The organism is Aggregatibacter kilianii, assembly GCF_003130255.1.
GTDB classification, from domain to species: Bacteria; Pseudomonadota; Gammaproteobacteria; order Enterobacterales; family Pasteurellaceae; genus Aggregatibacter; species Aggregatibacter kilianii.
In genome coordinates this window covers 44,768-66,487 of sequence record NZ_NRCN01000001.1, presented here as the reverse complement: position 1 = coordinate 66,487, position 21,720 = coordinate 44,768, and the positions used below count along the sequence as shown (strand labels likewise).

Below are 21,720 nucleotides of genomic sequence, written 5' to 3'. Positions count from 1 at the left end.
TGAAGTAGCACGCCATCCACATAAAGTGCGGTCAAAAAATGCAATACTTTTTCAACATTGGCTTCATCAATGCACCCCTTAGGGTGAATCAGTAAGCAGGCTTATGATAAAAATCATAGGTTTTTAACATTTCCGATAAATCGCAACGGCGATTTATAGCTAATTAAGAGGTAAAAATGAAGAAATTATCGGGTGCAGAAATGGTTGTGCAATCCTTGCGCGATCAAGGTGTTGAGTTTTTATTCGGCTATCCGGGTGGGGCGGTTTTAGACATTTATGATGCCATTCATACCCTCGGCGGTATTGAACATATTTTAGTACGCCACGAACAAGCCGCAGTACACATGGCTGATGGTTACGCACGCGCCACCGGTAAAGTAGGCTGTGTTTTAGTTACCTCCGGCCCTGGTGCCACCAATGCCATTACCGGTATTGCTACCGCGTATGCGGATTCTATTCCGTTAGTGGTGCTTTCCGGACAAGTACCATCGGGATTAATTGGTAGTGATGCCTTCCAAGAATGCGACATGGTGGGGATTTCCCGTCCGGTCGTAAAACACAGTTTTTTAGTTAAAAACCCGGAAGACATTCCGACCATCATTAAAAAAGCCTTTTATATTGCCTCTACCGGTCGTCCCGGTCCTGTCGTGATTGATTTGCCGAAAGACATACTCAATCCGTTGAACAAATTTGCCTACACTTATCCGGAAGAAGTCACTTTGCGTTCTTACAGCCCAACGGTGCAAGGCCACAAAGGGCAAATAAAAAAAGCACTAAAAGCCTTATTGGTGGCAAAAAAACCGGTGCTTTTCGTGGGCGGTGGTGTAATTTCGGCTAACTGCCACGATGCCTTAACACGCTTTGCTAAACAGTTAAATTTGCCGGTCACCTCTTCTCTCATGGGCTTAGGTGCTTTCCCGGGCACGGATAAACAATTCCTTGGTATGCTGGGTATGCACGGCACTTATGAAGCCAACACCGCTATGCATAACAGTGACTTGATTTTAGGTATCGGCGTTCGCTTTGACGATCGCACCACCAATAATCTCGCGAAATATTGCCCGAATGCGAAAGTGATTCATGTAGATGTGGATCCCACCTCCATTTCCAAAACCGTACCTGTGGCGATTCCGATTGTAGGCAGTGCAGAAAGCGTATTAGACGAATTTTTATCGTTATTAGAAGATGAAAACCTTGCGAAGTCCCAATCTGATTTAACCGATTGGTGGAAAGAAATCGAACAATGGAAAGCAGAGAAATGCCTCGATTTCGATCGTCACAGTGGTGTGATAAAACCACAACAAGTGCTTGAAACGATTTATCGCCTCACCAAGGGTGATGCCTATGTGGCATCTGATGTAGGACAACACCAAATGTTCGCCGCCTTACACTACCCGTTCGACCAACCACGGCGTTGGATCAACTCCGGTGGGCTTGGCACTATGGGCTTTGGTTTGCCTGCTGCACTTGGCGTAAAACTCGCCGAGCCGAAAGCAACGGTGGTTTGTATTACCGGTGATGGGAGTATTCAAATGAACATTCAAGAGCTTTCTACCGCCAAACAGTATGATATTCCTATCGTCGTCATTTGTTTGAACAACCATTTCCTCGGTATGGTGAAACAATGGCAGGATTTAATTTATTCTGGTCGCCATTCGCAAACTTACATGAACTCGTTGCCGGATTTCGTGAAATTAGCGGAAGCCTACGATCATGTGGGTATTCAAATCGCCAAACCGGAAGAACTGGAAGAAAAACTCAAACAAGCGTTCAGTATAAAAAATAAACTGGTCTTTGTTGACATCAACGTTGATGCCAACGAACACGTTTACCCAATGCAAGTGCGTGGCGGCGCCATGAATGAAATGATTTTGACTAAACCGGAGAATGCATAATGCGTAGAATTTTATCAGTATTACTCGAAAATGAATCAGGTGCGTTATCCCGCGTAGTCGCCTTATTCTCACAGCGTGCTTTCAACATCGAAAGCCTCACCGTGGCGCCAACAGACGACCCAACGTTATCCCGTATGACTATCGAGACCTACGGCGACGAACAAGTGTTGGAGCAAATCGAAAAGCAACTGCACAAATTGGTGGACGTATTCAAAGTGATTAATTTGAGCGACAGCGAACACGTTGAACGCGAAGTCATGTTAATTAAAGTGCGCGCCCAAGGTGCAAATCGTGAAGAACTAAAACGCTTAACGGACATCTTCCGCGCGCAAATTGTGGACGTCACCACGAAGTCTTACATTATCCAACTCACCGGTACCAAAGACAAACTGGACGCCTTCGTGAATACGCTAAAAGAAGAAGCCGTTTTGATTGAAATCGTCCGTTCCGGTTTGGTGAGCTTACCACGTGGAGAAAAGGGCTATTTGTAGTCAATAAATAAACACAAAGTGTGGTCAAAATTTACAACGAATTTTGACCGCACTTTTATTTTTTATATCATCATATCAATCACTTCCCTCACTCCGTTTACGGGCGGAGGTGCCGTAGTCAGAGGAGGAAAATACCAATCCCTATTCGGGGTTTAGTCTAGTGTCCACCGTAAACGAAGGGGCAATTATTTCGCCGCATTCCATGTCACTAAAAAACACCCCAAATTCTCACCGCACTTTACCCCGCTAGGTTTTCACCAATGTCTTTATGTAATCCTTGCAAGGCATACACCGCACAATTATCCAGACTTTTCACGCCTTCCACCAAAGCTTCCGCGCCGGCAAGGGTGGTTTGGATGAACACTTTACATTGCAACGCGCCGGCACGAATGGAATGGCTATCCGCGATACTCTCTGCTTGACTGCCTACGGTATTGATCACAATGGCAATTTCACCGTTTTTAATGGCATCCACGATATGCGGGCGACCTTCGCGTACTTTGTTGACAATTTGCGTCACAATGCCGTTATCACGCAGGAATTTTGCCGTCCCCATGGTAGCACACAAGCCGTAGCCTTCTTCCTGTAAACGACGCGCCACCGGCAATAAGCGGGCTTTGTCGCTGTCGTCCACGGACAAAAACACCTTACCCGTTTTCGGAATGCGTTCGCCGGCACCCAATTCGGCTTTTAGAAAGGCTTCGGAGAAGGTTTTGCCCACGCCCATCACCTCACCGGTGGAACGCATTTCAGGCCCGAGCACCACATCTACTCCCGGGAATTTAATGAACGGGAACACCGCTTCTTTCACCGAGTAATACGCCGGAATCACTTCGCCTGTTACACCTTGTTCTTTCAGGCTGATACCCGCCATCACGCGTGCGGCGATTTTTGCCAACGGGCGACCGGTCGCTTTACTCACAAACGGCACGGTGCGGCTGGCACGCGGGTTTACTTCCAACACATACACCACGTCATTTTGCACGGCAAATTGCACGTTCATTAAGCCCACCACCTTTAATGCCTGCGCCATAGCAGCAGTTTGACGACGGATTTCATCTTGAATGGCTTGGCTTAAAGAATACGGCGGAAGGGAACAGGCGGAATCACCGGAGTGAATCCCCGCCTGTTCAATATGTTGCATAATGCCACCGATAATCACCTGCTCGCCGTCGGCAATACAGTCCACGTCCACTTCAATGGCGTTATTCAAGAAATGATCGAGCAAAATCGGGCTATCATTGGAAACAGACACCGCCTCGCGCATATAACGGTTTAGTTCTTCGTCGTTATACACGATTTGCATAGCGCGACCGCCCAAGACATAAGACGGGCGCACCACCAACGGATAGCCCACTTCATTTGCCAACGCCACGGCTTCCTGCGCATTGCGTGCCGTGCGGTTTTCCGGTTGTTTTAAGTTGAGATCGTGCAGAATTTGTTGGAAACGCTCGCGATCTTCCGCCGCATCAATACTGTCCGCGGACGTGCCGATAATGTTCACGCCGTTTTCATGTAACGCATTGGCAAGTTTAAGCGGGGTTTGCCCGCCGTAATGTACAATCACGCCCCAAGGTTTTTCCACATGAATAATTTCTAACACGTCTTCTAAGGTAAGTGGTTCGAAATACAAACGATCGGATGTGTCAAAATCCGTAGAAACCGTTTCCGGATTACAGTTCACCATGATGGTTTCAAAGCCGCTTTCGCGTAAGGCAAGGGCGGCGTGCACGCAACAATAATCGAATTCAATACCTTGCCCGATTCGGTTCGGCCCACCGCCTAAAATCATGACTTTTTTGCGTTCACTCGGATTGGCTTCGCATTCTTCTTCATAAGTAGAATAAAGGTAAGCGGTGTCCGATTTGAATTCTCCCGCACAAGTGTCCACCCGTTTGTAAACGGGATGCAAACCGTAAGAAATGCGTAAATTTCTGACCGCACTTTCGTCCGCTTTTACAAGCTGGGCGATACGTTTGTCGGAGAAGCCTTTACGTTTCAGGTAACGCAAAAAAGTGCGGTCTAAATCGGCGATGTTTTTCTTCTCAAGGGCAAGTTCTTCCTGCACCAAATCTTCGATCTGGCGTAAGAACCAAGGATCGATTTTGCTATAATGATGCACTTCTTCCAAGCTGAATCCTGCACCGAAAGCGTCCGCCACATATAAAATTCGATTCGGCCCCGGGTTGCCCAATTCCTGACGGATTTTTTCCGGCTGTTCGGAAAGCAAGTTAAAACCACAAATGCCCGTTTCCAAACCGCGTAAGGCTTTTTGCAGGGATTCTTGGAAAGTGCGTCCCATCGCCATCACCTCGCCCACGGATTTCATTTGTGTGGTTAAGCGGTCATCGGCTTTCGGGAATTTTTCAAAGGCAAAGCGTGGCACTTTGGTGACCACATAGTCGATGGAAGGTTCGAATGAGGCAGGAATCAAACCGCCCGTGATGTCGTTACGCAACTCATTGAGCGTATAACCTACAGCCAATTTTGCCGCCACTTTCGCAATGGGGAAGCCGGTGGCTTTGGAGGCTAAGGCAGAAGAACGGCTCACGCGTGGGTTCATCTCAATCACGATCATTTCGCCGTTTGCCGGGTTCACCGCAAACTGCACGTTGGAGCCCCCCGTATCCACGCCGATTTCACGCAACACCGCAAGGCTGGCGTTACGCATGATTTGATATTCTTTGTCGGTTAAAGTTTGTGCGGGTGCCACCGTGATGGAATCGCCCGTGTGCACGCCCATTGGGTCAAAGTTTTCGATGGAACAGACAATAATGCAGTTATCCGCTTTGTCGCGCACCACTTCCATTTCGTATTCTTTCCAACCGAGCACAGACTGTTCGATTAACAATTCATGGGTCGGCGAGGCGTCAAAACCGCGTTCACAAATGGCTTGGAATTCATCGCGATTATAGGCAATACCGCCACCCGAACCGCCCATGGTGAACGACGGACGAATTAACGTTGGAAAGCCCACTTCTTCCTGCGCTTTCCAGGCTTCGTCAAAAGTGTGGCAAATGAAGGATTTCGGCGTATTCAAGCCGATTTTCGTCATAGCGTCTTTGAAACGACCGCGATCTTCCGCTTTATCAATGGCATCTTCCGTGGCACCGATAAGCTCTACACCGTATTTTTTCAGCACGCCGTTTTTGGATAAATCCAAGGCACAGTTCAACGCCGTTTGTCCGCCCATGGTTGGCAAAATCGCATCAGGACGTTCTTTCTCGATGATTTTTTCCACGGTTTGCCATTGAATCGGCTCGATGTAGGTGACATCCGCCATATTCGGATCGGTCATGATGGTCGCCGGATTGGAATTCACCAACACCACGCGATACCCTTCCTCCCGCAACGCCTTACACGCCTGCGCGCCGGAATAGTCAAATTCACACGCCTGACCGATCACAATCGGCCCTGCCCCAATAATTAAAATCGTGTTTATGTCTGTACGTTTTGGCATTTTTGTTTTCTCACTGTAAAACGATTAAAAATTACTCACAATCAAACAAGTTTGACTGTTCGCCCTTCAGGCTGTTGGTAAACCAACGTTCAAAATCCTTCGGATTTTGTAACCGCACTTTTGGTTGATATTACTGATAGCGCAAGCGTCCACGCTTGTGCTGTAAATTCTGTTTTTGGCACAAGCGTGGACGCTTGCGCCATCGATGGTGTTTTATTTTTTCTTATTTCTGCTGGCGCGCGTCTCCCGACGCGTGCCAATTATTGTTTGTTACAGCACGCGTCGGGAGACGCGCGCTATCGTTTGGGCTTTCCATCATGCCTTGAATAATTCCGCCGATAATTTCAATCAAAATCTCAATCACGCTTTAAATAACCTGTAAAAACGTTTTAAATTTCGACCGCACTTTTGGTTGATATTGTTGATAGCGCAAGCATCCACGCTTGTGCTGTAAATTCTGTTTTGGCACAAGCGTGGATGCTTGCGCTATCGGTGTGTTTCCCCGTATATACGTTTCACTAATTTATTCTTTTACCCTAGAAACAGATTTTATATCTATCTCATTCGATCTTATTAGGACAGACATAAAGTCTGTCCCTACAAAATATTTAGAAAACCGACCGCACTTTTACTTCGTCGCCCGCATCTGCGCAATAAACTTATCGAACAGATACGCCACATCATTCGGGCCCGGGCTGGCTTCGGGGTGGCCTTGGAAGCTAAACGCAGGTTGGTCAATGAGTTCGATGCCTTGTACGGAGTTGTCGAATAAAGAGCGGTGGGTTATGCGCACGTTTTTTGGCAGGCTGTGTTCGTCCACTTCAAAGCCGTGATTTTGACTGGTGATAAGCACCTTTTGTGAAGCCAAATCTTGCACTGGGTGGTTGGCGCCGTGGTGTCCGAAGGACATTTTTTTAGTTTTGCCACCGACCGCCAAGCCGAGTAATTGATGCCCCAAGCAAATACCAAATAACGGTTTTTTGCTTTGCAGTAAGGTTTGAATGGCTTGAATGGCGTAATCACAAGGTTCCGGATCGCCCGGGCCGTTGGAAAGGAAAATGCCGTCCGGGTTGAGCGCCAATACCGCTTCAGCGGAGGTTTTTGCCGGCACCACGGTGAGTTTGCAACCGCGTTCCGCAAGCATACGCAAGATGTTGTGTTTCACGCCGAAATCGTAGGCGACCACATGAAATTCGGGATTGTCAATTTTTGAGTAACCTTTGCCCGGTTGCCATTCGCCTTGTGTCCATTGGTAGGCTTCGGCACAAGTGACTTCCTGTGCCAGATCCTTGCCCGCCATGGAGCCGAAACTTTTCGCCAATTCCAAGGCTTTGGCTTCGTCAATGTCGCCCGACATGATACAACCAGCTTGTGCACCTTTATCTCGCAATAAACGGGTTAAGCGGCGAGTGTCGATTTCGCTAATGGCGACAATATTGTTTTGTTTGAGATAGTCGGCAAGGGAAGATTGGGAGCGGAAATTACTGTGTTGCAATGGCAAATCGCGAATGATTAAACCGGCGGCATAAACCTGATTGGATTCAGTGTCTTCGTTGTTAGTGCCGGTGTTGCCGATATGGGGATATGTGAGGGTGACGATTTGTTTGGTATAAGATGAATCGGTTAAGATTTCCTGATAGCCGGTCATGGATGTGTTAAATACCACTTCGCCGATTGTAAAACCGGTTGCGCCAAGGGCTTTGCCATGAAAGACACTACCGTCGGCGAGGACGAGAATTGCCGCTTCGGACATAAATTACTCCTAATTTTATTTGGTCGAACACTTACGAATGTTCATTAACCTCAGTTTGAAAAACACCTTTGAAAACGACCGCACTTTTAGTTATCGACCTGTTTTATGGGGGGATTAATCAAACTGCCTCTGTTTTGCCCTGCCATGGCGGCAAAACGGGTTTATTCTAAAAGAGGATAGGGTTTCTGACAAGCAAAATCCCCAAGGGGCTAAATATTATTAGTAGGATGATATTTTTTATAAAAAATCAATTTTATGCCATTGTTTTTCTGTGGCTTTCTTGCGATTTGTCATGTTTTTAATTTTTATCGTTATTATCGTCGTTAATGGAAGTGTTATAATTTCACCGGGTTTAACCCAATAAAAAATATTATTAACCTAAGAACCAATCAAACTATCTATTTCTGACATTGATAAGGAGTTAATGTGAAATTAGATGAACTTGCAAAGCTCGCGGGCGTATCCTGTACAACCGTGAGCTATGTTGTGAACGGAAAAGCCAAGCAATATCGCGTTAGTGACAGCACTATCGAGAAGGTGGAGGCCTTAATTAAACAATATGATTTTAAACCGAATGCCATGGCAGCGAGTTTACGTGTAGGAAAAAGCAAAACCATCGGTTTAATTATTCCCGACTTTGAAAATATCAGTTATGCCAAAATCGCGAATAATTTGGAAAATCGCTTGAGAGAAAAAGGCTACCAATTATTAATTTCCTGTTCTAACGACAAAGTCGAAAACGAGCAAGACTGCGTAAAACATTTACTGCAACGTCAAATAGATGCGTTGGTTGTCTCTTCTACCCTGCCTTACAATACGGATTTTTATCAAAATATCGAGATTCCTGTGGTGGGGTTTGATCGTCGAATTATGTCGCCGAATGTGGTGAATGTATTAACCGATGACGAAGGAGACGCCTATCGCTTAAGCAACGAATTATTACAACAAGCTAAGCAACAACGCATCCTGTTTTTCGGCGCATTGCCTGAATTACCAACCAGCCAAGAGCGTGAAAAGGGTTTCCGCAAGGCATTGGAAGAAAAAGACATTCCGGTGACGTATTTATATACGGATAAATTCCATAAAGATAATGCGGCGGCAGACTTTGCCCGTTGGTTGGATCAAAATGAACTGCCCACCACGATTTTTACAACCTCTTTCACTTTGTTGGAAGGCGTGTTGTTAGTGTTATTGCAACGCCAAGGTCATGTGCCGCATGATTTAATCATCGCTACTTTCGGACATTTTGAAATGTTGGAATTATTGGCAAATCCGGTGATTTGTAGTGTGCAGGATTACGACAAAGTATCCCTATCATTGTTGAATTTGGCTTTTGATGCCATATCGAAAAAACATAAAAACACGGTGAACACGACACCGTTAATGCGTAAGACGGTTAAGTATCACTGTTCACGTTAGGAATAGTAACCGGTGGGGGAAGCGGCTCCGGTTCCCCCAAAAAGTGCGGTTCTCTTTCCACCATTAAATCCCACACCGCCTGCAAACGGGCAAAAAACTCTCTCACCCGAACAAAAGAATATACTTGCGGATAATCCGCCACAAAACAAATGGCATCAATATTATGGAACTTAGCAATAAACAACGCGCGTTCGCAATGGAATTTTTGTGAAATAATCGTCAAGGAATGGGCTTTAAACACTTGGTCGGCGCGAATGACCGAATCCAATGTGCGGAATCCGGCAAAATCCAAATAAATAAATTCTTGCGGCACCCCCATTTTTTTCAGATCTTTCAGCATGGTGCGAGGCTCATTATATTGAAGGGTGCGGTTATCGCCACTTAATAATAGATAATCCACTTTTTTCGCTTCAAATAAGCGCTGTGCAGCAAGCAGACGATTGTAATAAAACAAATTCAGCGTGTTATTGGCAAAATATTTTGATGTGCCAAGCACTAAGCCATAAGGGCGATTCGGTATTTTTTCAATATCGTAATAAATATCCTTACGAACATAATAACCGATGGTTTGATCCACAATAATCAATAAAAAAGCAAAAAAAGCCACAAATATCGCCAAATAACGGATTGCCCGTTTAATTTGCAATAGGGTGAAGGCACTTTGTAACTTTTCTTTTAAATTCAATTTCATTGATCTTTCTTATGAGAAACGACTGCTGTCAAAATAATGAAAAAAGGATTGAAATTCAAGTGTAATTTATTGATTTATAGACTTCAAAACTTCCAGATGTTTAGACGTCTAAATTTTCTTGACAAGCTATAACTCAAGATGTAGTTTATGCGCTTATTATCTATAACAAAATTGCCGGCAATGACAATAAAAACCACCACTCTTTTTACCTATCAACCATTAGATCTCATCTTAGGCGGTCAGCTTGATCACATTGATGTGGCGTACCAAACCTATGGTGAGCTCAATGAGGATAAAAGCAATGTGGTATTAATTTGTCATGCGTTAACCGGCGACGCTGAGCCTTATTTTGATAAGGAAGAAAACCAAGTTGGTTGGTGGCAAAATTTTATGGGCGATGGCTTGGCGTTGGACACTTCCCGTTATTTTTTTATTTGCTCCAATGTTCTCGGCGGTTGCAAAGGCACAACAGGTCCGTCCTCTATTAACCCGAAAACCAACCGTCCTTATGGCAGTCAATTTCCGTCCGTGATCGTGCAAGATTTGGTGAAAGTACAAAAAGCACTGCTTGATACCTTGGGCATCACTCATTTACACGCCGTTATCGGCGGTTCTTTCGGTGGAATGCAAGCAACGCAGTGGGCAATCGATTATCCTGATTTTGTCTCTAACGTGGTCAATCTTTGCTCATCGCTTTCCTTCAGTGCGGAAGCTATCGGTTTTAACCATGTTATGCGTCAAGCCATTATTAACGATCCGAATTTCAACAACGGCGATTACTACAATGGCCCTCGGCCCGATAAAGGTCTGTCTATTGCTCGAATGCTCGGTATGCTCACCTATCGCACCGACATACAATTAACCAAAGCTTTTGGACGCGCTACCAAAGCAGAAGGTGATTTGCAGGCGGATTATTTCCAAGTGGAGTCTTATTTAAGTTATCAAGGCCAAAAATTCCTCGCCCGTTTTGATGCCAACAGCTATTTACACTTGTTACGCGCCTTGGATTTATACGATCCAAGCATCGGTTATGCCGATTTGAAAACCGCCCTTTCCCGCATTAAAGCCGGTTACACGTTAGTGGCGGTAGAAAATGATCAACTGTTTAAAGTGCCGGAATTGCGTAAAAGCAAGCAATTATTGGAACAAAGCGGCGTGCGATTGACTTATCATGAATTTGCCTCAGATTACGGGCACGATGCATTTTTAGTGGACTATGCTTTTTTTGAAAAGAAAATTCGAGATGGGTTGGCAGGCATACCGGCAGATTCGGAAGAAAATTAAACCGCACTTTGATGCCAAATTTATTCATTTCAACTCAAAGTGCGGTTTGTTTTTTTAGCGTTTTTAAACTTAAAAAATTGATGAAGCAAGGACAAGAATTAAGCCTAAAGAAAGCACAACCATCATCATTGCATAACCGAAAGTACCCATTTTTTTACCTCATCTGTTATTAATTTTGCGTTAATCGTGGCGCATTTTAACAAAAAATTTACGCAAAAAGCCAACCAAATCTAAAAAAGTGTGACAATCCCCAAAATTTCTGCTTTCCGCCCTTAACCAAAGCGGATTCCCTCTTTATAATAGCTAAAATTTTTTACGGAGAAAATCATGGCAACCATTAAAGACGTCGCTAAAATGGCCGGTGTATCGACCACCACAGTGTCACACGTCATCAACAAAACCCGCTTTGTGGCACAAGAAACCGAAAAGTTGGTATTGCAAGCAATTGAAGCACTCAACTATTCCCCGAGTGCGGTGGCGCGTAGCTTAAAAGTCAATACCACCAAATCTATCGGCATGATTGTCACCACCAGTGAAGCACCTTATTTTGCTGAAATTATTCATGCCGTGGAAGAACATTGCTACCGCCAAGGCTATTCACTCTTTCTCTGTAACACGCAAAACAATGCGGAAAAAATCAAAAACCATTTGGAAATGTTGGCCAAAAAACGGGTGGACGGTATTTTGGTGATGTGTTCCGAATACTTGCCGGACTCCTTAAACGTATTAACTAGCTTTGAAAGCATTCCAATGGTGGTAATGGATTGGGGCCCGAACGCCCATACGGACATTATTCAAGACAATGGTTTTAATGGCGGTTATTTAGCCACTAAACATCTTATTGAAAACGGTCATAAACACATCGGCATTATCTCCGGCGAGCTTACTAAAACCCCTGCAAAAACTCGCTATGAAGGCTTTCTACACGCCATTGAAGAAGCCGGCTTAACGGTTAATCCGGATTGGGTGATGGAAGGCTTTTTTGAACCGGAAGACGGCTATGAATGCATGAACAAAATTTTACGCCAAACAGAATTACCTACCGCCGTATTTTGTTGCAACGACGTTATGGCATTGGGGGCGATTTCCGCTATTGGCGAGAAAGGCTTGCGCGTGCCGGATGATATTTCCATCATCGGCTATGACAATATTCACGCCTCCCGCTTCTATTCACCACCGCTTACCACTATTCACCAGTCCAAATCCCGTTTGGGCGTGCAGGCGGTCAATTTGTTATTCGAACGTATTAACCACAAATCCGATCAACGGGAAACGATCGAAATTCATCCTGAATTAGTGATTCGTAAATCGGTAAAAAAATGCTAAATCCAAATAAAATCCATAGTCATGGGTAATTCCATCACCCATGGCTGTGGATAAACACTCTCCACCGAGAAATAAAGATTACCTAACCTATATTTTAATATTCTTTAAACATTCCTATAACATTCAAAAACTTTTTCAAAAATCACCGCACTTTATTAGAAATAATCTACTTAATCCTGTATTTATTTAAACTAATAAATTAATTACGATTGATCTTTAATCTATTTTTTGTTTATATCCTTTATGTTTTAAGTATTTTTGTTTTTAATTTAGTGAGGTAACTATGATTCAGCAATACGCACAAATGCGACAGAACATCAGTATGTTGGGGCATTTTCTAGGTGAGACCATTTGCGATGCGCAAGGCGATGCTATTTTGCAACTCATTGAAAATATTCGGGTGTTATCAAAAAATTCACGTAATGGTGATGACCAAGCGCGTCAACAGTTGCTACAAACGCTTTCGACTATCTCCGATGACAATATCATTCCCGTCGCTCGCGCTTTCAGCCAGTTCCTCAACTTAACCAATATTGCCGAGCAATATCAAACCATTTCCCGTCATCATCATGATGAAGTATCTTCCAATCGTTCTATTGAAGCCTTATTTAAACGTCTGCAAGGTCAAAACCTAGCACCAGAAGATATCATCAAAACCGTAGAAAAACTGTTGATTGAATTGGTGCTAACCGCCCATCCAACAGAAGTAACCCGCCGTTCGTTGGTACATAAAAATGTGGAAATCAACAAATGTTTGAGCCAGTTGGAGCATTCCGATTTAACCGAAAAAGAACGCAAAGCCATTGAACGTCGCTTGTTGCAACTCATCGCCGAGGCGTGGCACACCAATGAGATTCGCACCAAACGTCCGACGCCGTTTGAAGAAGCTAAATGGGGCTTTGCCGTGATCGAAAACAGCTTGTGGCAAGCGGTGCCGGAATTTTTACGTCAGTTCAATGAAAGTGCGGTTAAATATTTAGGCATTTCGTTACCGGTAGAACTGGCTCCGGTTCAGTTTTCCTCTTGGATGGGCGGCGATCGCGATGGTAATCCGTTTGTCACCGCCAACGTCACCCGCCAAGTGTTACAACTTGCCCGCTGGAAAGCCGCCGATTTATTCTTAAAAGATATTCAACTGTTGGTAGATGAGCTTTCCATGCAACAATGCACTGAAGCCTTCCGTGCCAAATACGGCGATCATCCGGAGCCTTACCGCGTGGTTGCCAAAACTTTACGCACCAAACTTTCCGCCACTCTCACCTACTACGATGATTTATTGGCAAACCGTCCCCCACGTGCCACCAAAGAGGACATTATCACCACGAACGAACAGCTGTGGGAACCGCTGTATGATTGCTATCAATCGCTTATGGCATGCGGTATGCGGATAATCGCCAACGGATTGCTATTGGATTATTTGCGTCGCATTCGTTGCTTTGGCGTTACCCTTTCGCGGCTTGATATTCGTCAGGAAAGCACCCGCCACACCGAAGCATTGGCGGAAATTACCCGTTGCATCGGCTTGGGCGATTATGCCCAATGGAGCGAAGCAGATAAACAAGCCTTTTTAATTCGAGAACTCAGTTCACGCCGACCGCTGATTCCGTTGGATTGGACGTCATCAGCAGAAACACAAGAAATTTTAGATACTTGCAAAGTGATCGCAGAGCAGCCTCAAGGCGTGATTTCCTGTTACATCATTTCTATGGCACGCACCACGTCCGATGTACTTGCAGTACATTTGTTATTAAAAGAATGCGGTGTGCCTTACCATTTACCGGTAGTACCGTTGTTTGAAACCTTGGATGACTTAGATGCCAGCGAACAGGTCATGACCGAATTATTTAATATCGGTTGGTATCGTGGTGTCATTAACAACAAACAAATGGTGATGATTGGTTATTCCGATTCTGCCAAAGACGCCGGCATGATGGCTGCCTCTTGGGCGCAATATCGGGCGCAAGAAGCCTTGGTGAAATTATGTGAACAACAACACATTGAACTCACTTTATTCCATGGACGCGGTGGCACAACCGGACGTGGCGGTGCGCCGGCACACGCGGCCTTGCTTTCCCAACCGCCACGCTCACTGAAAAACGGTTTGCGGGTAACGGAGCAAGGAGAAATGATTCGCTTCAAACTCGGCTTACCGGCTGTTGCCGTAGAAAGTTTGGATTTATACGCCAGCGCTGTATTGGAAGCCAACTTATTGCCTCCGCCGGAACCGAAAACGGAATGGCGGGAGATTATGGACGAGCTGTCTGATTCTTCTTGCGCTATTTATCGAAATATTGTCCGAGGTGATAAAGATTTTGTACCGTATTTTCGCTCTGCCACCCCGGAACAGGAACTGGCAAAATTGCCTCTCGGTTCCCGTCCGGCAAAACGCAATCCTCATGGCGGGGTTGAAAGCCTGCGTGCCATTCCATGGATTTTCGCGTGGATGCAAAATCGCCTTATGCTACCAAGTTGGCTCGGCGCCGGTGCCTCCGTGCAAGAAGCCATTAAACAAGGCAAACTGGCATTAATTGAAGAAATGTGCCAACACTGGCCGTTCTTCTCCACTCGGATTGGTATGCTGGAAATGGTGTTTAGTAAAACGGATATGTGGCTGTCGGAACATTACGATCAGCATTTGGTGAAACCGGAACTATGGTATTTGGGCGAATCCTTACGGAAACAGCTACAAGACGACATTAAAACCATTTTGTCGCTTTCCCATAAAGATCAGCTGATGTCTAATCTGCCTTGGATCGCCGAATCCATTGCTTTGCGTAATGTTTACACCGATCCGCTGAATTTATTGCAAGTGGAACTACTACGTCGCCTACGCGCCCAACCAAACAACCCGAATCCGGATGTGGAACAGGCGCTGATGATTACCATCACCGGTATCGCGGCAGGAATGCGCAATACCGGCTAGGCAGAAAAGAAAGTGCGGTCATAAAAAACGTTATTTTTTCCGACCGCACTTTTCTCCGATTATGCTATGATGTGCGCCAAATTTAACTTACGGAATAAACACATGAGCGAACTCACCAAACTGGATCCCGATACGGCGATTGACATTGCTTACGATATTTTTCTTGAAATGGCACCGGAAAATCTCGACCCGGCCGATATTTTGTTATTCAACCTGCAATTTGAAGAGCGCGGTGCCGTGGAATTTGTAGAAACCGCCAACAACTGGGAAGAAGAAATCGGCGTGTTAATCGATCCGGAAGAATATGCGGAAGTGTGGATTGGCTTGGTAAACGAACAAGATGAAATGGACGAGGTGTTCGCCAAATTCCTCATTTCCCACCGCGAAGAAGATCGCCAGTATCACATCATTTGGAAAAATAATTAATATAATCTAAAGGTACACCAATGAAATTTACTAAATTAATAATAAAAAATTATAAAGGAATCCAAAACATAACATTAAATATGCTTCCTTCTGGATGTGATATATTCACATTAATAGGTTTAAATGAGAGTGGAAAAACATCTATTTTGGAAGCAATTAGCCAATTTAACCCAGCATTAACAGAAGATAGTCAAGAACTAAAACAACTTTATTCAACATCTATTGAAAAAATAGATCCAGTAAAACTTATACCTAAACATTCTAAATCTAATTTTAACGATAATATTGTAATCAAGGCTACACTAAGTTTAACTAATACAGATAAAGAAGAAATAATAAAACATATTACAGAGGATAGTAATAACCCATATATTATAGAGCATCTAAATAATGAGATAACTATTTCTCAAACTTTTAAGTTTGAAAACTCAGATTATATAAAACGACATAATTATATAACCTTTGATTTTTATATAAAAAAGAAAAAAGGAAAATCTTCATTTAAGAAAATAAATCTATTTAGTGAAGATATACCTAGGGAATTTCATAATATAATATACAATAAGATTAAATCTCTCATACCAAGCATTTATTACTTTCCAACTTTTATATTTAATCAACCTGAAAAAATAAAAATTTCAGGAAACAATCAAAGTTCTATTGATAAAATATATACTCGAATCTTGGAAAATATTGCTCATTCAACAGAAAGTAAGCTTGATCTACATAAACATATAATAGAAAGAGCATTAACTGATAACGATAATGCTAGAGATGCATTACAATCATCGTTAGACCAAATGTCTGCGTTAATAACGGAAAAAGTATTTGGCTTATGGCATAATATATTACAAGGTGATTTTAATGGAAAGGAAATATCATTAATCTGTACAAAAGATGATTTCGATGATGTGTATATTCAATTTCAAATAAAGCAAGGAATATCTAGATATAATTTTATGGAGCGTTCTCTTGGATTTAGGTGGTTCTTTTCATTTCTATTATTTACTTTATTTAATCAAAAAGAAAAAGGGAAAAATATTCTATTCCTGCTTGATGAACCAGCATCTAATCTTCACGCAAAAGCACAAGAAGAATTATTAAAAAGCTTTGCACAAGTAACAAGCAATGGTAATCAAATAATTTACTCTACACATAGTCATTATTTAATTAATCCAATCTGGTTAGATCAAGCTTATATAGTTTCTAATAAAGCAACAGATTATGATCATGTAGATGATCGAAATTTACATGGTAACGAAAACACTTTAATTTCAATTGATACTTATCGAAATTATGTTACATCAAATCCAACAAAAACAACATACTTTCAACCAATATTAGATAAATTACATGTAACTCCAAGCATGCTAGATTGCATAAAACCATCCGTACTAGTTGAAGGAAAAAGCGATTATTTAATTCTAGAATATGCAAGATCAGTTTTATTAAATAAAACTGTTGATATTGGCATATTACCTCTTGGAGGAGCAACAAAATGCGAAGCTCTTATTAGTATTTTAAAAGGATGGGGAGTTCCATTTTGTATAATTTTTGACGATGATAAAGTTGGTAAGAGTATGTCTAGAAAAATTCAAGAAGATTACATTTTAGATAATAATATAGTTTTCACGTTAAAAAATTTTGATGAAACGTTATCAGGTAAAGAAATTTCAAGTATATTATCTGAAGAAGACAAAGTAATTATAAAAGACTATTTTCAGAAAACATCTCTTTCACCTAAAAATGAAAAATCTTCAATCCAATTATTTTTCAGTGAACATCTAGCAAAAAAAGAACACATTAAACTTTCTGATAACTTTATGAAAAAAATAAAACATATTAATGATAAAATTGAAGAATTCTTTAAAAAATAAAGCATTATAATTAAATAATGTGTAGCTTAACACTCTATATTTATAACTGGAACCTCCTTTTCAACTAAAATAAAATAAACTGAAAAATTACAACACCAACCGCTTATTATGAAATGGCTGCAATGTGCAACGATGGCCCACACTGAGAATAATCATGTTTGGGAAGCGGCTGCGGATGATTTTATACAGCAATTCTTCCGTCGGTTCGTCCAGTGCTGATGTGGTTTCGTCTAAAAAAATCACATCGGGTTGCATCAGAAGAATGCGAATAAACGCCACCCGTTGTAGCTCACCCGGTGAAAGAATAGCTTGCCAATCGTTGGATTCGTTAAGAGACGGAATGTATTTGCTCAAACGACACTGCTCCATTGCCAACTCCAATTCACCACGTTTAGGCTCAATATTCGGATAGCAAATCGCTTCGCGTAACGTGCCTTGCGGCATATACGGGCGTTGTGGCAGAAACAGACTATTGCTACATGGACGCTCTACCCGACCTTCCGTATCAAACGGATAAATCCCCGCAATGGCTTTGAGTAACGAGGTTTTTCCTGCGCCTGACGGGCCTTGAATTAACAAAGCATCGCCATTTTGCAAATCCACGTTCAAATCCTTCAATAAGACTTTTCCGTTGCCGTCTTTAATCCCGAAATGATGCAATGACACCCGATGGGAACATTCCACCGGTTGATGAATCTCTGTGCCGTCCAATTCGTCTAATTTGGTAAAAAAACCATACAAACGATTGAGACGCGCTTGATACAACGTGAATTCTTCATAGAACAAGCGGAAGAAAGACAACGCCCGCATAAGACGATTGAAGGCTTGCACCGTTTGGTGCATATCGCCTAATTTCACCTGTCCGGCAAAGAAACGCGGCGCTTGCAACATGAGTGGTAGAATCATGGCAATTTGCGTCACGCCGGTATTAAACCCGTCCAACCCCAACATACGGCGCACAATTACCCAACGGTTGTGAATGATAGCGTGAAATTTCGCTTGTAAATTTGACCGCTCTTTTGTTTCACCACCGTAAAACGCAATACTTTCTGCGTTATCACGCACGCGAATCAAGGAATAACGATAATCCCCGTTCAATCGTTCTTTATCAAAATTCAATTTAATCAGTGGGTGCCCAATCCAAACGGAAAGTGCGGTGGCGACGATGATAAAAATATAAATAAAGAACACCACGCCTTTCGGAATCGGCACGCCGAGCAACACCAATATCCCTGACAAGCCCCACAGAATAATCGTAAATTCAATGGTGGACATCACGGAATTAATCAAGCCTTGCAACATGGTAACCGTGCCGCTAATAAATTCGCGGGCATCTTGTTCGATACGTTGATCGATGTTATCCGGCAATTCTTTTTCGTATTTCAGACGATAATAATTTTTATGGCGCAACCAACGCACCAGCATTTCATTATTGAGTTTTTCTAACCAACGAATTTCAAAAAGCTGTCGTACGAAATAATTGATAATGGAATGGATAATTTTGAACATCACCAACAAGGCATTCAGCCCGGCAAAAAACCAAAAGGCATCGGCTTTTTGTTCTTGTAACGAGGTATAAAGTCCGTTATAGAAAAAAGAATTCAGCACGCTGATTCGCACTTCCAGCAAAATCAAGGTCAGTAACAATAAAAGCAAACCGATAATTTTGTATGCCGATGAGGTTTGCACACAAGGTTGTGTAATCAGCCAAAAGCGTTGCCCGAAGTCTGTTCGTTTAAGCGCCAATGCCAATACCGCCAACACCGTCGATACGCCCAAAAGTGCGGTCAAAATCCAAGATAAACTATTATTAACTTCTGTTTGCCAATCCATTTGAATATCCAAAAAGAAAGGGCGTTAAACGCCCTTTAGGGATGAATGTATTTAATTAGAATTCCACTTTGGTATTAAAGATAAACTCACGTCCATAACCTAACGCCACCGGAATCAGCGTGTTTGTTGCATTGCCTGAAGTGGATGGGAAGTAGGTTTTATCCGTTAAGTTTTTACCGTTAAGTTGGAATGACACTTTCTTGCCGGAGATTTTGGTATCGTAGGCAATGAAGGCGTCATACACCACGGCGTGTGGCAACTTATAAGAGAGGGTATAAGTATTGTTATACGCATACCAAGATCCTAAATAACGGGCGCCACCGCCAACACGGATATTGCCGAAATCAAATTCGCCCACATTATGAGCTAAGAATAAAGAGGCTTGATGCTTCGGTACGCCGGAAAGCTGTTGATTCACCGCATCAGGGTATCTTTCATTTTCTAAGGATTTTACTTTGGTGTAAGTATAGTTCGCCGCCACGCTCAACTGATCGGTAAGCTGACCGTTTAAGTCAAATTCCACACCGCGGGAACGTTGTTTGCCGACGATATTTAATTCGGCATTAGCGCCGCTACCCACCGCTTCTGCCACATTACGTTTATTGATGTTAAATAACGAAACCGTTGCATTAAAACCGGCATTTTCATACTTTGCACCAATTTCAACGGATTTGCCTTGTTCAGGTTTCAAATCGCCGTTCACAGGGGTTGCAACGCTCATTTGCGGACGGAATGATTCCGAGTAATTGGCAAAGGTGGCAATATTCGGCGTAAATTTATATACCGCGCCTAATTGATAAAGCAATTTGCCATCGTGCTGATCCGTATTACCGGTCTTCGTTACGTTTTGCCCTTTTGACACATCACAATTTGCTGCATTTAAGCAATGGCGGCCGGCAAATTGGTCAAAATACTCATAACGCAAACCGCCGGTGACAATGAAGCTGTCAGTGAAATAAGCGGTATCTTGAACATAAACACCGACAGTTTTTAAATAGTTATATTGGTAAGCATTGCCGTTGCCGTTTTTCTTCTGCGCAACAGGATTGGTGTAGTTTGGATGATCAATATTAATATCGGAATTCATGATGCCTTGGTTATAAATTGGGCCAAGATCACGAACATTACGCATCACATCCACACCAGCGACAAAACGGTTACCAATCTCACCAATACCGAATTCACCCACGATATTTAGTGTTCCGCTATGCACGCGTTGATCGCCTTGTTGTTGCTCAATGGCACGGCGGGCTTTGCGTGTATTGACATTAATATTCGAAATACGCGCTTGATTATAGAAATATTCATAACGGGCATAGTTATAACCGGCGTTTAATTTCCAGTTATCGTTAAGTTTATACTCAACTTTAAAATCAATGTTATCGGTTTTTGCCGTGGTTTCATTATTCGGTTCGTCTAAACGACGGGAGACCGGAATATTCGGCAGAGAATTTGTCGCCGTTAATAAATTCGTCCCACGATCAAACGGCTCAAGAATATCTTTATGTTCATACGCCACTAAGACTTTGGTGGTGTCATTTTCCCAAGAAAGAGAAGGCGCGTAAGTGGTGTTTTTAATTTTGCCGAAGTTACGCCAGTAATTCTTTTCTTGTTTGTCATAAATAAAACGATAAGCAAAACCATTGCCTAAGCCACCGGTGAAATCCACTTGTGTTCCCCACAAACTATGATTTCCCAATGTGCCACCCACTACATATTTCGGGGTTTGTTGCGGTTTTTTGGTAATGATATTGACGACACCACCCGGATCTTGAATGCCATAAAGCACAGAGGCAGGGCCTTTTAAGACTTCAACGGTTTCCGTGGTGGCGCTAAAGTTCTTGGCAGGTCCGGCTTGCAAGCCGTTACGCATAATTGAGTTATCACGATTGCCGCCGAAACCGCGTTTTTGAATAGAATCAAACATTCCGCCTAAGGTATTGGCTTGACTAACGCCACTCACATTGTAAAGCGCATCAATTAAGGATGCTGGTTTGCGATCTTTTAATAATTGGGTGGAAAGAATATTCACCGTGTTCGGTGTATCCAGCACAGGCACCTCGGCTTTTGATACCACAGACGTCCCGGCGGTTTGATAACCATTTTGCTTAATGCCGGTATCTTCAACAGTGATTTGTTCAAGATTTTCCGCTTTTTCTTCCGCATAAGCAGACATGGATACCGCCGTTAAAAGTGCGGTGGAAATCACGCTTAATTTAAATTTCATAAAGATTCCCTTTTCGAGTCAAAAAAACGGCGACAGTATAGCTGAAAAGTTTTAGCTGAAAAAGAGAATTATTCTTTTTTAAGAACAATAAAAAACATCTTGAAAAACGACCGCA

The 21,720-nt window shown here is 43.0% G+C and carries 13 protein-coding genes; 8 read left to right on the top strand and 5 right to left on the bottom strand.

The features are described from left to right. The first annotated feature begins 176 nt into the window (after positions 1 to 176). Together DK428_RS00260 and ilvN are read left to right on the top strand one after the other, a co-directional pair. A complete protein-coding gene (locus DK428_RS00260) occupies positions 177 to 1,895 on the top strand; it encodes an acetolactate synthase 3 large subunit (RefSeq protein WP_109063968.1) in 1,719 nt (572 codons plus the stop codon). Beyond that, positions 1,895 to 2,386 (top strand): acetolactate synthase small subunit, encoded by a 492-nt coding sequence (gene ilvN, locus DK428_RS00255; RefSeq protein WP_109059785.1) that lies wholly within the window; start codon positions 1,895 to 1,897, stop codon positions 2,384 to 2,386. The genes DK428_RS00260 and ilvN overlap by 1 nt, the downstream gene beginning before the upstream one ends. Positions 2,387 to 2,624: 238 nt before the next feature. Here the strand turns inward: ilvN and carB are convergent, their stop codons facing one another. Together carB and carA are read right to left on the bottom strand one after the other, a co-directional pair. After that, positions 2,625 to 5,846 carry a carbamoyl-phosphate synthase large subunit gene (gene carB / locus DK428_RS00250; RefSeq protein ID WP_109063967.1) on the bottom strand — a complete coding sequence of 1,074 codons (3,222 nt, stop codon included), beginning with the start codon at positions 5,844 to 5,846 and terminating at the stop codon, positions 2,625 to 2,627. A gap of 628 nt (positions 5,847 to 6,474) precedes the next feature. Then, positions 6,475 to 7,599, bottom strand: coding sequence for a glutamine-hydrolyzing carbamoyl-phosphate synthase small subunit (gene carA, locus DK428_RS00245; RefSeq protein ID WP_109063966.1), 1,125 nt, complete (start codon positions 7,597 to 7,599; stop codon positions 6,475 to 6,477). A gap of 426 nt (positions 7,600 to 8,025) precedes the next feature. Here carA and cra point away from each other — a divergent pair, with 426 nt between their 5' ends. Then, positions 8,026 to 9,018 carry a catabolite repressor/activator gene (gene cra / locus DK428_RS00240; RefSeq protein WP_109063965.1) on the top strand — a complete coding sequence of 331 codons (993 nt, stop codon included), beginning with the start codon at positions 8,026 to 8,028 and terminating at the stop codon, positions 9,016 to 9,018. Here the strand turns inward: cra and DK428_RS00235 are convergent. After that, positions 8,996 to 9,709 (bottom strand): SanA/YdcF family protein, encoded by a 714-nt coding sequence (locus tag DK428_RS00235; RefSeq protein WP_065295092.1) that lies wholly within the window; start codon positions 9,707 to 9,709, stop codon positions 8,996 to 8,998. The two genes, cra and DK428_RS00235, sit on opposite strands and share 23 nt — an antisense overlap. Before the next feature lie 180 nt (positions 9,710 to 9,889). On the opposite strand from DK428_RS00235, the gene metX reads away from it, so the two are divergent. From metX to DK428_RS00210, 5 genes are all read left to right on the top strand, one after another. Further along, complete coding sequence (gene metX / locus DK428_RS00230; protein ID WP_109064130.1) at positions 9,890 to 10,993, top strand: homoserine O-acetyltransferase MetX; 1,104 nt, start codon at positions 9,890 to 9,892, stop codon at positions 10,991 to 10,993. 327 nt (positions 10,994 to 11,320) lie between these two features. Continuing rightward, positions 11,321 to 12,319, top strand: a complete 999-nt coding sequence (purR, locus tag DK428_RS00225) for an HTH-type transcriptional repressor PurR (RefSeq protein ID WP_109063964.1) — start codon at positions 11,321 to 11,323, stop codon at positions 12,317 to 12,319. Positions 12,320 to 12,602: 283 nt separating this feature from the next. Beyond that, entirely contained in the window at positions 12,603 to 15,242 is a 2,640-nt protein-coding gene (gene ppc, locus DK428_RS00220; protein ID WP_109063963.1) for a phosphoenolpyruvate carboxylase, read from the top strand. Positions 15,243 to 15,344: 102 nt separating this feature from the next. After that, entirely contained in the window at positions 15,345 to 15,668 is a 324-nt protein-coding gene (locus DK428_RS00215) for an HI1450 family dsDNA-mimic protein (RefSeq protein WP_109063962.1), read from the top strand. A gap of 20 nt (positions 15,669 to 15,688) precedes the next feature. Further along, positions 15,689 to 17,545, top strand: a complete 1,857-nt coding sequence (locus tag DK428_RS00210; protein WP_109089992.1) for an ATP-dependent nuclease — start codon at positions 15,689 to 15,691, stop codon at positions 17,543 to 17,545. Between the two features lie 87 nt (positions 17,546 to 17,632). On the opposite strand, the gene DK428_RS00205 is transcribed toward DK428_RS00210, so the two are convergent. Together DK428_RS00205 and DK428_RS00200 are read right to left on the bottom strand one after the other, a co-directional pair. Further along, positions 17,633 to 19,378: an ABC transporter ATP-binding protein/permease gene (locus tag DK428_RS00205; protein ID WP_109063960.1), complete on the bottom strand. Its 1,746-nt coding sequence runs from the start codon at positions 19,376 to 19,378 to the stop codon at positions 17,633 to 17,635. A gap of 55 nt (positions 19,379 to 19,433) precedes the next feature. After that, complete coding sequence (locus tag DK428_RS00200; protein WP_109063959.1) at positions 19,434 to 21,605, bottom strand: TonB-dependent siderophore receptor; 2,172 nt, start codon at positions 21,603 to 21,605, stop codon at positions 19,434 to 19,436. Positions 21,606 to 21,720 lie beyond the last annotated feature (115 nt).